The organism is Glutamicibacter sp. BW80, assembly GCF_002332385.1.
Taxonomy (GTDB): Bacteria; Actinomycetota; Actinomycetes; order Actinomycetales; family Micrococcaceae; genus Glutamicibacter.
Window position 1 is genome coordinate 45,221 of sequence record NZ_NRGV01000032.1, and the last position, 14,448, is coordinate 59,668.

Below are 14,448 nucleotides of genomic sequence, written 5' to 3' on the forward strand. Positions count from 1 at the left end.
TTGAGTTTTACCGGGCACGAACCGCATTCGGTTCCCTACCGCGGCATGCTGCTGGCCCTGTTCGCCAGCGGCGTTGCCACCTTCTCCCAGCTCTACTCGGTGCAGGGCCTGCTGCCGAGCATCGCCGGTGAGCTGAACATCAGTTCATCCCAGGCGGCCTTGACCGTCTCCGCGGCCACCCTTGGCCTGGCGCTCGCCGTCACTCCGTGGGCCATCATCTCCGACCGCATTGGCAGGAGGCGGGTCATCGCGATTGCGTTGCTCGCCTCGGTGGTCCTCGGCCTAACCAGCTCCATGATGAGCGGTTTCGAACCGCTGCTCGTGGTCCGCTTCCTCGAAGGCATTGCGCTGGCCGGTGTTCCGGGCAGCGCCCTGGCCTACCTTGCCGACGAGCTGACCCCACGCGCGGTTGCCCTGGCCAGCGGTACCTACATTTCCGGCACCACCCTTGGCGGGTTGGCCGGACGCTTGGTGGCCAGCTGGGTGGGGGAACCAGCCGGATGGCGTTGGGGCGTCGCAGCGGTCAGCGTCATGGCGGCCGTAGGCACGCTGTTCTTTCTGCTCAAGGCCCCTGCAGCGCTCGGATTCATCCCGACCGAGCAACGCGGGCTGCGACCGATCCTCGGCAAATTCAAGCGGGCGCTCGGCGGAGGCATGCCGCTGCTCTACCTGCAGGGCTTCTTGCTGATGGGCGGATTTGTCGCCGTCTACAATTTCCTGGCCTTCCGGTTGGAGGCACCTCCATTCATGGTGCCGGTGTCGCTGGCCTCCCTGGTCTTCATCGCCTACCTGTCCGGGACCTGGTCTGCGGTGGCCAGCGGCCGACTGGTCACCAAAATAGGCCGGCGCGGGGCGCTGCTGCTGAGCATTGTGCTGAGCATGGCCGGACTGCTGCTGACCCTGCCCGGAAACCTGGTGGTGATCATCGTGGGGATGGTGGTCTTCACCGCTGGATTCTTCGCCGCACATGCGGTGGCCAGCGGTTGGGTGCCGTTGCTTGCGCCCGCCACCCGGGCCCAGGCCGCGAGCCTCTACAACCTCTTCTACTATGTGGGTTCTTCGCTGCTCGGCTGGCTGATCGGGGTTCCCTTCATGCACTACGGCTGGACCACGTTGGTGCTGTGCGTGGTGCTGTTGCAGATGCTTGCCGTCATCTTCGCCTTGGCGCTGAAACACAAGAAGTAATCCGGAGTATCAAACCTCCGTTTATCGCGTTTAATCTACCGTTCACCGTTTGGGGTTACCCTGATTTTGTGAGCTGTGGAATGCGCGCCTGTGATGGGCCGGACAATGGCTAACGATCCTTACTTCGTTCCATCAACACGGAAGTGCAACATGAGCAGACATACCGCCGACTCCTCGGCATCGCCAACCACCCTGGCGAAGACCTTAGGCAACTGGGACGCGCTGGCCCTGGGCTTTGGCGCCATGATTGGTTTCGGGTGGGTAGTGCTCACCGGAGGCTGGCTTGATAACGCCGGCACCATGGGCGCCATCTGCGCGATGCTCGCCGGTGGCGCCATCATGGCCATCGTGGGCCTGACCTACGCCGAACTCACCGCGGCCATGCCCAAGGCCGGTGGAGAGCACAACTTCATACTCCGCGCCTTGGGCGCGCGCACCTCGTTCATTGGCTCGTGGGGGATCATCGGCGGGTACGTGACCATCGTGGCCTTCGAAGCGGTCGCCTTCCCGCGGACCGTGGAATACATTTTCCCCGGCATGAGCCAGATCCCGCTGTGGACCGTGGCGGGGTTCGAAGTGAACCTCACCTGGGCGCTGGTGGGTGTGGCCGCCGGCGTGCTCGTCACCTGGATTAATATCCGTGGCGTGAAGCAGGCCGGCATCGTGCAGACCTTCATCGTGCTCTTCCTGCTGGCCATCGGCGTGCTGATGATCTTCGGTTCGGCCACCAACGGTTCGGCGGAGAATATGGAGCCGTTCTTCACCCCGGGCATGAGCGGCTTCTTCGCGGTGCTGGTTGCCGTGCCGTTCCTCTTCATCGGCTTCGACGTGATCCCGCAGTCGGCCGAAGAGGTGAAGATCCCGGCCAAGCAGATCGGCAAGCTGGTGGTGATCTCCGTGGTGCTGGCGACTTTGTGGTACGTGATGGTCGTGTTGACCACCGCCTCGGCCATGCCTGCGGATCAGCTGGCAGGCGCGGACATTGCCACTGCAGATGCCTTCGGCGCGCTATTCAATTCGGAGATCATGGCCAAGGTGCTGATCGCTGGTGGTCTTGCCGGAATCCTGACCTCGTGGAACTCATTGCTCCTGGGCGCCTCGCGGCTGGTCTACTCGATGGCGCGCGGCGGCATGCTTCCAGCCTGGTTCGGCAAGCTGCACCCGAAGTACCAGACTCCGGCCAATGCGCTGATGTTCATTGGCGGCATCTCCTTGCTCGCGCCGTTCTTCGGAGCCGAGATGCTCGGCTGGCTGGTGGATTCCGGTGCCCCGAGTATCATCGTCGCCTACTTCCTGGTCTCGGTGACCTTCCTGATCCTGCGCCGCCGCGAGCCGAAGATGGATCGCCCGCTGCGCGTGGCGGGCAAGGGGCGCGGCGGCGAAATCATCGGCTACGCCTCGGTGCTGCTGACCGCGGCCTTGTTCATGCTCTACATGCCGGGCATGCCCGCCTCACTGAGCTGGGAACCGTGGCTGATCTTCGGTGCCTGGTGGGTGCTGGGCGCGGTGTTCTTCGTCAAGGTTCCCGGCGGCATCAAACCGGGTCCGCAGGCCGAAGAGGAGATCCTGGCACGGGTTGCGGCGCGCAAGCGCTAGAGATCTTCACAATTTGAATGGCTCAGGGCGCACCCAGAGGGGTGCGCCCTGAGCCATTTCTCTGCGGTCTCCGGTTCTGCCTGCAAAGTCTGGGGTCTCGGACAATTGGTGAGCTGCGGGTCACATTTTCGAAGCTGGATCGGGTGTTATTGATACTTGACCCGAGGCAGCGGTGTGCTTCCCTCCAGCCAACGAGAAACAGGTCTGCCATGGCATCCGAATCAGTGACTACGCAACCCGCGCGGTTCTCCCACGTCACCAAGTTCATCGTCTTCAGCCTCATCGGCATCATCATGTTCTTTGTGCCGATTACGCTCAACGGCACGAGCACGATTCCCCTTGACCATCTGGTGACCTTCATCCGCAATTCGCTGGGGCCCGCGGTGCCGTACTACATCCTGGCGCTGCTGCTGGCGGGAACCATCCTGCCCTTCAGCAACGGCGGGTGGAAGGCCTCGAAGCTGCGCATGGTTTTTGCCTTCGCCAACGTGGTGGGACTCGCGGTGGGCGCGGTGCTGATCTTCGGCGGGGGACCGGGGTGGCTGACCGAGGAGAGCATGGGCCCGTTCCTGCTCAATAAGCTGGTCATCCCCGTGGGGCTCATCGTTCCCATCGGCGCGATCTTCTTGGCGCTACTGGTGGGCTACGGACTGATGGAATTCCTCGGGATCTTCTGCCAGCCGGTGATGCGCCCGCTGTGGCGCACCCCGGGACGCTCCGCGGTGGACGCGGTTGCCTCCTTCGTGGGCAGCTACTCGCTGGGATTGCTGATTACCGACCGGATGTACCGCGGCGGACGCTATACCGGGCGCGAGGCCGCCATTATCGCCACCGGCTTCTCCACGGTTTCCGCCAGCTTCATGATCATCGTGGCCAAGGCGCTGGACCTGATGGAGCACTGGAGCCTGTACTTCTGGCTCGCCCTGGCGGTCACCTTCACCGTCACCGCGATCACCGTGCGCATTCCGCCGCTGAGCAGAATCAAGGATGAGACCTACCTGGGCGTCGAGTACCTGGCGGAGCAGAAGATCTCCGGGCGGCGCGCGGCCACCGCGTGGAAGGAAGCGCTCGCCGCGGTGGGCCGTGCCCCGAGCTTTGGCAAGAATATGCGCGAGAACATCTGGGACGGGCTGAAGATGGCCATGGCCATCCTGCCCTCGATTCTCTCCGTCGGGCTCGCCGGGCTGCTGCTGGCCCGCTACACCCCGATTTTCGACTGGCTGGGCTACCTGTTTGCGCCTTTCGCCTGGGTGGTCGGCCTGGAGGATCCGCTGCTGGTCGGCAAGGCCTCGGCGACGGGGATCGCGGAGATGTTCCTGCCCGCCACGCTGGCCGCCGGGCAGGAGTCCATCGAGCTGCGCATGGTGGTCGCGATCGTCTGCGTCTCGGCGATCATCTTCTTCTCCGCGCTGGTTCCCTGCCTGCTGGCCACCAGTATTCCGCTGCGCCTGCGCGACATGGTTATCATCTGGTTCATCCGCGTCGCGCTGACCATCTTGATCGCCACCCCGCTGGTGCGCCTGCTGCTGTAGCTCAGGTCATCGAATCGTTGCTGCCGCTGGCCCAGGCAGCGTAGCGTGCGGCGGAGAACGCGACGATCTCCCCGGCCCGCGCGGGCACGACGCTGGCGAAGTTGTTGTAGAGCCGTTCGAATTCCAGAGCGGCCAGCTGGGTGGCGATGCGGCGCACCACCGGCCCGGAGAGCGGGATCCGGTTGGGATAGCTGCGCAGGAAGGTGACATTTCCATCCGCCACCGGAAAGACCCCGTCCCCGGCCAGCAGCACCCCGAGGCCCGCGGCTCCCGCGGCCCACAGGGCCACGGTGCTCCCGGGGAAGTGCCCGCCGATCTGCTCGAGCCGGATCCCGGGAATCGGTTCGAAGGGCTCGGACCAGACCTTCGCATTCGGGCTAGCGCGTTGGACCCAGTTCTGGTCGGGAGCCGCGATGTAGATGGGCGCGTTTCCGAAGGCGCTGCTGTAAGCGGTCTGCACGCCATACATGTGCGGGTGGCTGGCCACGATCCCCTGCACGCCGCCGCGCTCGCCGATCGCTTCGAAGGTCCGCTGGTCGAGCAGCCCCGGCACCTCGAAGAGCAGGTTTCCGTTCTCGGTTTGCACGAGCAGGGCGCTTTGCCCGATGCCGATATCCGGGGAACTGAACGAGGTCAGCCCGGGTTCCAGATCATGGATTTGGATCTGATGCCCGGCTGCCAAGAGCTCGGCGCGGTGAGTCCAGCGTTGGATTCCATCCGGTACGTACTGGCGTTCGTCGACGCAAATGGGGCAGAAATCCGGCGGCTCAGCCGCCGGCTCGAATTCAACGGCGCAGGCGGCGCACTGCCAATCGATCAGTTCCATAGTTCTACTTCCGGTCCAGGGCGCAGGGGTGTCCCAGCCTAACCGGCTTAGCCGTTGCTGCACAGGGTCAGAGCAGAGCCCAACCGATCACGGCGCTGGAAATCACCAGCATCCACGGCGGGATTCTCCAGGAGTGCAGGGCCAGGAATCCGGCCGCCGCGAGCACCAGCGTGGGCACGGTGGAAGCGCCCTGCAAGAACACCGGGGAGTAGAGCGCGGCGGCCAGCAGCCCCACCACCGCGGCGTTGATCCCGGACAAGGCCCGCCGGGCCGTGCGCGAGCTGCGCAGGCGCTGCCAGAACGGGAGTGCGCCGGCGACCAGCAGGGCCGAGGGCAGGAAGATCGCAAACAAGGCGATGCCCGCTCCGAGTACCCCGCTCGGTCCTGTTTGGAAGACCATTCCCAGATACGCGGCGAAGGTGAAAAGCGGTCCCGGCACGGCTTGGGCTGCTGCGTAGCCGGCGAGGAATGCGTCATGCTCCACGAGCCCGGCGCCCACCGTTTGGGTTTCGAGCATGGGCAGCACCACGTGGCCCCCGCCGAAGACTAGCGCGCCGGTGCTGTAGAAGATCTCGGTCAGCTGCAGCGCCGGGTGGTCGAAAACCGCGGCGGCCACCGGCAAGCCGATCAGCAGCAGGGCAAAGACGGCTAGGCAGATGACCGCGCTGCGCCGCGAGTGGCGGGCGAAGCTGAAATCGCTGTGCTGCGAATCTTCGGCCCCGTTCCGCAGCCAGAGCAGGCCGAGCAGCCCCGCGGCGAGGATCACCGCGACCTGGATGAAAGGGGAAGGGAACAGCAGCACGACTCCCATCGCTGCCACCGCCAGCGTTGCGCGCGGTGCGTCCGGAGCCAGCGTCTTGGCCATCCCCAGCACCGCGTGCGCCACCACCGCGACGGTCGCCGCCTTGAGCCCGGTGATCCATCCGTCCCCGATCAGCGAATCCAGGCTATTGGCCGCCAGGGCGAATAGCACCAGCAGGATCGCCGAGGGCAGGGTGAACGCGGCCCACGCGGCGAGCAGTCCCCAGGTGCCCGAGCGCTGCAAGCCCAGTGCCATGCCGACCTGGCTCGAAGCCGGGCCGGGCAGGAACTGGCAGAGCGCCACGAGGTCCGCGTAGGCGCTTTCGCTCAACCATTTTCTTTTGACCACGAACTCTTCGCGGAAGAAGCCCAGGTGCGCGGTGGGGCCGCCGAAGGAAGTGAGCCCCAGCTTGAGGAAAGCGGCGAAGACCTCGCGGACCGGCGCTGCAGGGGGCGGGCCGGCGGGAGCCGCACTCGGGGAAGAAGTCATAGCAGAAGTATTTCAGCTCGGGAATGCGGGCGCCTAGTTGCCCCGCAACGCACAGGTAAACCAGGGGTGAACCCTTGGTGCGCAGACGGGGGAATCGCCGTGAGCGCCGATCAGTTCGTAGAGTAGGACTCGTGAACGCAGATAAGTCCCGGACAGCATCCCCCTCGCTAGCCAAGCAGATCCTTGTGCTGGCCATTCCCGCCTTGGGGGCGTTGATCGCCGAGCCGCTATTCCTGATGGCGGATTCGGCCATCGTGGGACACCTCGGTGTTTCGGAGCTGGCTGGCGCGGCCCTGGGCACCACAGTGCTGCATACCGCGGTGGGCCTGATGATCTTCCTGGCCTACGCCACCACCCCGGCGGTCGCTCGCGCTCTCGGCGCAGGGCAGCAGGCGCGCGCCATGGCGGCCGGACGCGACGGCATGTGGTTTGCGGTGGTTCTGGGCATCGTCTTATCGGTGGCGGGCTTCATCTGTGCCGAACCGCTGGTGCGGCTGCTGGGCGGCGAAGGCCAGACCCTCGAGTTTGCGGTGGACTACATTCTGTATTCGATGCCCGGTCTCACCGCCATGCTGCTGGTCCTCGCGGCAACCGGCGTGCTGCGCGGAATGCAAGACACCAAAACGCCGCTGGTGGTCGCTACCGCGGGATTCGGGCTGAATATCGTACTGAATTTCGCCTTGGTCTACGGGCTGCACATGTCCGTGGCCGGTGCCGCCTTGGGCACCTCGATCGCGCAGTGGCTGATGGCGCTGGTGTATTTGTGGATGCTCGTGCCGCGCATCCGGGCCGCCGAGATCCACCTGCGTCCAAGCTGGGCGGGATTCATTTCCACCGGCCAGGTGGGTTCCTGGCTGATGCTGCGAAACCTGACCATGCGCGTGGCATTGCTGCTGACGGTGGTGGTGGCAACTAACGCAGGAGAGCTGACGCTGGCCGCTCACCAGCTGGTCTTCACCATCTTCTCCTTCCTTGCCTTTGCCCTGGACGCACTGGCCATTGCCGCCCAAGCACTCATTGGCAAGGAGCTCGGCGCAGGAGGCGCATCCCAGGTTCGCCAGCTCACCGGGATCATGAGCCGGTGGGGGATTTACTTTGGAATATGCACCGGACTATTGCTGCTGGCCACCTCATGGGTGTTCCCGATGATGTTCACTCCGGACACCGAGGTCCACCAGCTGACCACCATCGGGTTGTGGATCTTGGCGCTCTCCCAGCCCCTGTGCGGATTGGTATTTGTCCTGGACGGCGTGCTGATCGGCGCCGGGGATGCGAAGTACCTGGGCATTGCCGGAACCATCAACCTGCTCGCCTATCTGCCCATGCTGTGGGCGGTGCAGCACTTCGCGATTGGCCCGCAGGCGGCGATCTTGTGGATCTGGGTGGCCTTCGCCATCGGCTACATGCTGGCGCGTGCCATCACCCTGGGGCTGCGCGCCCGCGGTGATGCGTGGATGCGCCTAGGGCAATGAGGGCCACAGCGACCGGCTAGCCCCATAGCGAGTCCGGGTCTTGATGCTGTCCGAGCATGGCCCGGTGGATGGACTGCAGATGCGTGCGCATCGCGTTCTCCGCAGCTTGTGCATCTGCCGCGCCGATGGCCGCCAAAATGGCTCGGTGCTCGGCGAGCTCGGCGGACTGGGACATATAGGGCTGCATGCCCGGCAGTACGTAGTGCGCCCTGGCTGTCTCGGCGAAACACTTGGTCAACGTGGCGGTGATCCGCGAATTGCGATTGGCCGCCGAGAGGCCCTCGTGGAAGCGGCGGGCGGCGAGCATCGAGGCAATGGGATCCGCCTCGGCCAGGTGCTCCTGTTCGGCGAGGTGCCCGCGCAGCACGGCGAGGGTTTGCGCCGAATGGAAGCGCGCGACATTCCGCGCCGCCCGCGGTTCGAGCAGGATGCGCAGTTCCAGGACTTCATGGATGTCCTCCATGCTGATCGCCCGTACCAGATAGCCCTTTTTCGGCAGTAGCTGCAGCAGGCCTTCGCTGGTCAGCTGGCGCAGGGATTCACGGACGGGAGTTTTGGACACCTGGAACTCCTCGGCCAGCGCCGGTTCGATCACCATGGTGCCCGGGGCGAGCAGGCCGGTAGCGATCCGTTCGCGCAGCTCCAGCGTGAGCCGCTCGGAGAGTGAACTAGCCATGGATCCTCATTTCTCTGCTTATACCCTTAGGAATCGCGCGTAACTTTTGGCGCGGGACTTTCCCGGAATCATGGAACAGTCTAGTCTTGGCTGAAATATATTTCAGGTATCTTACGTTGGCTTGCCACGAGCCAACAAGGACTTTTCGCATCCGTGCGGAGGAGAACGAACCGATGGAAAAGACAACGACACTGGGTTCCGACCCGCTCCGCGTGCAGCGCCGCCGGGCTATTTCGGCCTCCCTGATCGGCACCGCCATTGAGTGGTACGACTACGCGCTCTATGGGGCGGCGGCCAGCGTGGTGATCGGCCCGCTGTTCTTCTCCGGAGCCGGAAGCTCGGCGGCCTCCATCGCCGCCTTCGCGACCTTTGCCGTGGGATTCGTGGCCCGCCCGGTGGGCGGGGCGGTCATTGGGCATCTCGGGGATAGATTCGGGCGCCGCCCGGCAATGCTGCTCTCGGTCATACTGATGGGCATCGCCACGGTCGGCATAGGTTTGCTGCCCACCGCGCAAACCTGGGGCGCATGGTCCATCGGCCTGCTTGTGCTCTTCCGACTGATTCAGGGCTTCGGCGCCGGTGCGGAACTCACCGGAGCAATGACCCTCGTGGCCGAATATGTCGAGCCGAAAAAACGCGGCCTGTACACCTCGCTGATTCTCTCCACCCCGCCGCTGGGCATCGCCTTGGCGACCATCTGCTTCTTCTCGGTTTCCCTGCTCGGGGACGAAGCGCTGCTCAGCTGGGCCTGGCGTATTCCGTTCCTCGTTTCCGCCTTGCTCTTCCTGGTGGCCCTCTACATCCGCAACAAGTTGGAAGAAACTCCCGAGTACACGCAGGCCATGAGCAAAGCCCAGCAGCTGGCAGGAGCAACTAAATTGCCGCTGCGTGAGGTCTTCGAATCCCACTGGCGCCGGGTTTTGCTGGGCTTCTTCGCAATTACCGGGCATAACGCCACGAACTACATCCTGGCGGTGTTCTCCATCAGCCTGATGGTTGGCTCCGGCATGGCGCGCAGCCAGGCACTGCTTGCGGTGACTCTCGGCTCGCTCGTCTCGGTAGTGCTCACCCCGGTGGGCGGCTGGCTAGCTGACCGGTACGGCGCGGCCCGCATCCTCGCGGCCGGAAACATCGCCGGGCTGCTGCTGGCCTTCCCGATCTTCTGGATGCTGGCCACCGACCAATTCATCTTCGGCTTCCTGGCCATCGCCTTGGGCTACGGGATGGTCATTCCCTGCACTTCCGGGGCGCAGGGAGCCTTCCTGACCGAACTGTTCCCGGTATCAGTGCGCTTCAGCGGCATCGCGATTGCCCGCGAAATGAATGGCGCCATCGTGGCGGGACTCTCGCCACTGATCGCCGCCGCGCTTTTGGAGCTCGGCAACGGCTCGGTCAGCCTGCCGGCAGGATTCCTCGCCTTATGCTGCCTGAGCTCGGCGATCGCCATCTACCTCGGAGCCCAAGCGAAGAGCCGAATCCGCTACTAGATAACCGCTATTCAATTGCACGAGAAGCAAAGGATCAATTTTGGGTAACCTCAAGCGTCAATTCCCGGATTTCGGCGAACTGGTCAATCTGATGAAGTTCAAACTGCCATCCACCGATCGCCGGGCCGCGCGGCTGGCCCAGGCGGCGGACCTGTGGGACCTGCGCCGCATTGCCAAACGGCGCACCCCCACCGCGGCCTTCGACTACGTGGACGGCGCCGCCGGAAATGAAATTACCGCAACCCGCGCCCGCAAGGTCTTCGACTCGGTCGAACTGCTGCCGCGCATCCTGCACGGAACCGCAGCAGCGGACCTGTCCACGCGGATCGCCGGAGCGCCATCCGCGCTGCCCTTCGGCATTGCGCCCACCGGGTTCACCCGGTTCATGCAGTCCGAAGGAGAAATCGGCGGCTCCCGTGCCGCCGCGCGGGCGGGCATTCCCTTCAGTCTCTCCACCATGGGCACCCGCTCCATCGAGGAGGTCGCCCAGGCCGCACCCGAGGGGCGCAAGTGGTTCCAGCTGTACCTGTGGAAGGACCGCGAAAAGTCCGCGGCCCTGGTCAACCGGGCCCAGACGGCGGGTTTCGACACCCTCCTGGTCACCGTTGACACTCCCGTGGCGGGCCAACGCCACCGGGATACCCGCAACGGCATGAAGATTCCGCCGGAGCTGACCTTGAAGACCGTCCTCGATGCTTCCTACCGCCCGGAGTGGTGGTTCAACTTCCTGACTACCGATTCGCTGAAATTCGCTTCCCTCTCGGATTCTTCCGCGGATCTGCCCAGCATCATCAACTCCATGTTCGACCCTTCGCTGGACTTCGAAGATCTTAAATGGATCCGCGAATTGTGGAAGGGGAAACTTTTCGTCAAGGGCGTGCTCACCGCGGAAGATGCGGCGAAGGCCAAGGCCGCAGGCGCCGACGGGCTGGTGGTCTCAAACCACGGGGGACGCCAGCTGGACCGGGCGCCGATCGCCTTCGAAGCGTTGAGCGAAGTCCGTGCCGAGGTCGGAGAGGGCATGGAGATCATCATGGACTCGGGCATCATGTCCGGTGCGGATATCGTTGTGGCCCTATGCGCCGGGGCGGACTTCGTACTGATCGGCCGCGCATATCTCTACGGGCTGATGGCCGGCGGGGAAGAAGGGGTGAGCCGCGCCATCGAATTGCTGGCCAAGGAAGCAGAAGTTGCCATGCAATTGATGGGCGCGGCAACGATTGCCGAGCTCAATGAGAGCCTGATCCGCCGTCGCGGCTAGCTCTCCGGCGCACCGGTAAATGTGACTTAGCTTTGACTCGGCTGATTCTTTGTTCTATCGCCGGTAGAATGGGGGTGTGCCAGCACCAAAAACCACCCCAGCCCAAGCCCAAGACGTCTTCCGCCCGGTATTCCTGCGCGGACTCGGCGCCCTGGTCTACTCGCTCATCTCGATATTCTGGATCAACGCGGATCAGACCGTGCTGTCCTACGCGACCGGCGCGCTGCTGGTGGTGACCGGTGTTTTCATGTGGCAGTACGTCACCGTGCCGACCGCTCCGGAGAAGTCCCGAGGGGCCTACGCGCTAGGTGCCGGGCTCATGCTGCTGGCAGGAATTGCCTGCCTGTTCGCCACCACCCCCATGTGGGTGGCGTATCTCGCGGCCTTCGCATTCTTCGTCACCGGTGCGGTTGAGCTTTACGTCTTTGTCAAAATGCGCGCGCAGTTCCCGCCGTTCCGCAACCAGCTGGTCACCGCCGCGGTTTCGATGATCCTGGCCATTGCCCTGCTCTTCGGCACGTCGCTGGATGCTCACGGCATGTTCGGCCTGATCGGTGGCGGCACCATAATTTTCGCGGTCTTTGAACTGATCGCCGCGTTCGGCCATCGCCATGACGCCAAGGCGGCGGCGACTGAAACCGAAAACAACTAATACTTTTTAGGTCAACAGGAAAAGTAGAAACGGAGTTCCTGGTGGGAAACAACTCGCAGAAGAAGCAACCGTGGAGCCATTCAATTAAAGGCCCGCTGAGCTTCTCGCTGTTGCTGGCTGTCGTTGCCGGAGTGGTCGGCATGATCTCCTCGACCGGAGGCTCGCAAAACCCGATTCGTTTTGACATCGGGCTGGTCTGCTTCGGGGTGGCCTTTGTCGCCAGTTTGCTGATCATCTCGGTGCTCACCATGGCAGGCAAGGAAAACGATTCTGAGCTGGGTAAGGGCACCGGTGTGAACCGGTCCTCGGCCGACCCGAAGAAAAAGTTCGAAGACTAAACATCGCGTCGACAACGCGCTGGGCCCGCCGTGAAGGCGGACCCAGCGCGTTGTCGTTAGCTTGGCGGTCAGCGCACCGCACCGAAAAAGAACGCCATTTTCAAGGATTGACACGTGAACAACACGAAGCAGACGTCGAGAAGTAGCCGCACCCCACTGGGCGAGCAGCTGATTCGACGTAAATCAATCCACTCCATGACAACCGAGGCCGCAAATAACGCCGGTCTCGGGCAGCTCAAGCGCAGCTTCGGGGTGCTGCAGCTGACCATGATCTCCGTCGGCGCCACGCTGGGAACCGGCATCCTGGTGATCCTTGGCGATTCGGTACCCGTTGCCGGTCCGGCCATCTGGATCGCGTTCGTGCTCGCAGGCGTGACCGCGCTGCTTTCGGCGGTGTCCTATGCGGAAATGGCCGGCATGGTCCCGGTCTCCGGTTCCAGCTATTCCTATTCCTACGCCACCATGGGCGAAGGGGTGGCATGGATCTGCGGTTGGTGCCTGATCCTTGAGTACGCGGTATCCGCGGCCGCCGTGGCCGTGGGCGCTGGTTCCTATGTGAACCAGACGCTGGAGATCTTCGGCATGCAGCTGCCAGCTTCGCTGGCCAGCGGTCCGGTAGACGGCGGCGTCATCAACCTGCCTGCACTGATCACGGTGGTCCTGGCCACCCTGCTCTTGGCGCGGGGCGCCCGCGAATCGGCCCTGGCCAACACCGCCATGGTGATAGTCAAGATCGCGATCCTGGTGTTCTTCTCCATCGTCGCGTTCACCGCCTTCGACGCGGGGAACTTCGCTCCGCTATTGCCTATGGGCGCAGCCGGAGTGAGCGCCGCCGCCTCGATGGTGTTCTTCTCCTACATCGGCTTTGACGCCGCATCCACCGCAGGCGAAGAGGCAAAGAACCCGCAACGCGATATGCCGCGCTCAATCATCATCTCCATGGTTCTGGTGACCACCGTGTACGTATTGGTGGCGGTGGCCGCGGTAGGCGCACGCAACTGGCAGTGGTTTGAAGGTGCCCAAGCAGCACTGGTGATGATCGTTTCCGAGGTGACCGGGCAACGCTGGCTGGTGCTGCTCTTCGCCCTGGCCTCGGTGATCGCGATCATCTCGGTGGTGCTGACCACGCTGTACGGGCAGACTCGCATCCTGCTGACCATGGGGCGCGACGGACTGGTACCGAAGGCCTTCGCCAAGGTGTCCCCGAGGACCCACACCCCGGTGATCGGTACGCTCATCGTCGGCAGCGCGGTGGCAATTACCGCCTCGCTGATCCCGTTGGGCGAGCTGGCCGAAGCCACGAGCATCGGAACCCTCTTCGCGTTCGCGTTGGTAGGGGTCGCGGTCATCTTCCTGCGGCGGACCCAGCCGGACGCGCCACGTACCTTCAAGGTGCCGTTCTACCCGGTGACCCCGATCCTCGGAATCGCCGCGTGCTTGTTCCTGATGTTCAATCTCGGCACGAACACCTGGGCGGTTTTTGGCATTTGGATGATCGTCGGTTTTATCGTGTACCTCAGCTACGGCCGCAAGCATTCCCGCTTGGGGGCGCTGCACACCGATTCATATCGCGAGACACTGAAGTCGAAATAATTCTGCGGCGAGTTAGGCTGTGAGTTGTACCAGATTCTAGCCCTCATCGACCAGGAGCAACCATGCAGCAAGAAGCGATCAGCACCGCGGATCTCTACGACGAATTTGAAGAGCAGATCCAGTCGATTTCACTGCAGTTCCAGTCGTTCGGCGCCCGCGAAAGCTTTTCGGGCCCTGCAAAAACGATCAAGTGCTTTGAAGACAATGTGCTGATCAAATCCACGTTGAATACCCCCGGCGAAGGCCAGGTGCTGGTCGTAGACGGCGGCGGGTCGCTGCGCTTCGCACTTATGGGAGACATGATCGCCCAGGCGGCGGTGGATAACGGCTGGGCCGGAGTCATCATCAACGGCGCGGTGCGCGACCGCGTTGAGCTGGCAAAGATGGACCTTGGCATCAAGGCGTTGGGGAGCAACCCACGCAAAACCGTGAAACGCGGCGGCGGATTCAGCGATCTGAACCTCGAAATTGACGCGGTCACCATCCGCCCCGGCGCCATGGTGTACGCCGACGCGGACGGTGTGCTGGTCGAGCGCTAG

The 14,448-nt window shown here is 63.7% G+C and carries 13 protein-coding genes; 10 read left to right on the forward strand and 3 right to left on the reverse strand.

The genetic code is table 11. The annotated features are described in order from the left end of the window. From CIK76_RS10440 to CIK76_RS10450, 3 genes are all read left to right on the forward strand, one after another. On the forward strand, positions 1-1,185 hold the full coding sequence (locus CIK76_RS10440) for an MFS transporter (RefSeq protein WP_096286149.1): 1,185 nt from the start codon (positions 1-3) through the stop codon (positions 1,183-1,185). Positions 1,186-1,335: 150 nt separating this feature from the next. After that, the gene (locus tag CIK76_RS10445) at positions 1,336-2,781 is read left to right on the forward strand and encodes an APC family permease (RefSeq protein WP_096286151.1); all 1,446 of its coding nucleotides are present in this window, start codon (positions 1,336-1,338) and stop codon (positions 2,779-2,781) included. 209 nt (positions 2,782-2,990) lie between these two features. After that, entirely contained in the window at positions 2,991-4,313 is a 1,323-nt protein-coding gene (locus tag CIK76_RS10450) for a YjiH family protein (RefSeq protein WP_096286153.1), read from the forward strand. Between the two features lies 1 nt (position 4,314). Here CIK76_RS10450 and CIK76_RS10455 read toward each other — a convergent pair whose 3' ends face one another. Next, complete coding sequence (locus CIK76_RS10455; RefSeq protein ID WP_096286155.1) at positions 4,315-5,139, reverse strand: hydrolase; 825 nt, start codon at positions 5,137-5,139, stop codon at positions 4,315-4,317. Between the two features lie 67 nt (positions 5,140-5,206). Then, complete coding sequence (gene chrA, locus CIK76_RS10460) at positions 5,207-6,430, reverse strand: chromate efflux transporter (RefSeq protein WP_096286157.1); 1,224 nt, start codon at positions 6,428-6,430, stop codon at positions 5,207-5,209. A gap of 131 nt (positions 6,431-6,561) precedes the next feature. Between chrA and CIK76_RS10465 the strand changes: the two genes are divergently transcribed. Then, positions 6,562-7,902 carry an MATE family efflux transporter gene (locus CIK76_RS10465; protein ID WP_096286159.1) on the forward strand — a complete coding sequence of 447 codons (1,341 nt, stop codon included), beginning with the start codon at positions 6,562-6,564 and terminating at the stop codon, positions 7,900-7,902. A 16-nt stretch (positions 7,903-7,918) separates the two neighbouring features. On the opposite strand, the gene CIK76_RS10470 is transcribed toward CIK76_RS10465, so the two are convergent. Then, positions 7,919-8,578 (reverse strand): GntR family transcriptional regulator, encoded by a 660-nt coding sequence (locus tag CIK76_RS10470; RefSeq protein ID WP_096286161.1) that lies wholly within the window; start codon positions 8,576-8,578, stop codon positions 7,919-7,921. 173 nt (positions 8,579-8,751) lie between these two features. Between CIK76_RS10470 and CIK76_RS10475 the strand changes: the two genes are divergently transcribed. The 6 genes from CIK76_RS10475 (at position 8,752) to rraA (ending at position 14,448) form a co-directional block, all read left to right on the forward strand. After that, on the forward strand, positions 8,752-10,065 hold the full coding sequence (locus CIK76_RS10475) for an MFS transporter (protein ID WP_096286163.1): 1,314 nt from the start codon (positions 8,752-8,754) through the stop codon (positions 10,063-10,065). Between the two features lie 40 nt (positions 10,066-10,105). Next, on the forward strand, positions 10,106-11,326 hold the full coding sequence (locus tag CIK76_RS10480) for an alpha-hydroxy acid oxidase (protein ID WP_255248433.1): 1,221 nt from the start codon (positions 10,106-10,108) through the stop codon (positions 11,324-11,326). 76 nt (positions 11,327-11,402) lie between these two features. Further along, positions 11,403-11,978 (forward strand): DUF308 domain-containing protein, encoded by a 576-nt coding sequence (locus tag CIK76_RS10485; protein WP_096286165.1) that lies wholly within the window; start codon positions 11,403-11,405, stop codon positions 11,976-11,978. Between the two features lie 41 nt (positions 11,979-12,019). Continuing rightward, positions 12,020-12,316, forward strand: a complete 297-nt coding sequence (locus CIK76_RS10490; RefSeq protein WP_255248434.1) for a hypothetical protein — start codon at positions 12,020-12,022, stop codon at positions 12,314-12,316. A 195-nt stretch (positions 12,317-12,511) separates the two neighbouring features. Next, positions 12,512-13,909 (forward strand): amino acid permease, encoded by a 1,398-nt coding sequence (locus tag CIK76_RS10495; protein ID WP_096286167.1) that lies wholly within the window; start codon positions 12,512-12,514, stop codon positions 13,907-13,909. Positions 13,910-13,971: 62 nt separating this feature from the next. After that, the gene (gene rraA, locus CIK76_RS10500) at positions 13,972-14,448 is read left to right on the forward strand and encodes a ribonuclease E activity regulator RraA (RefSeq protein ID WP_096286169.1); all 477 of its coding nucleotides are present in this window, start codon (positions 13,972-13,974) and stop codon (positions 14,446-14,448) included.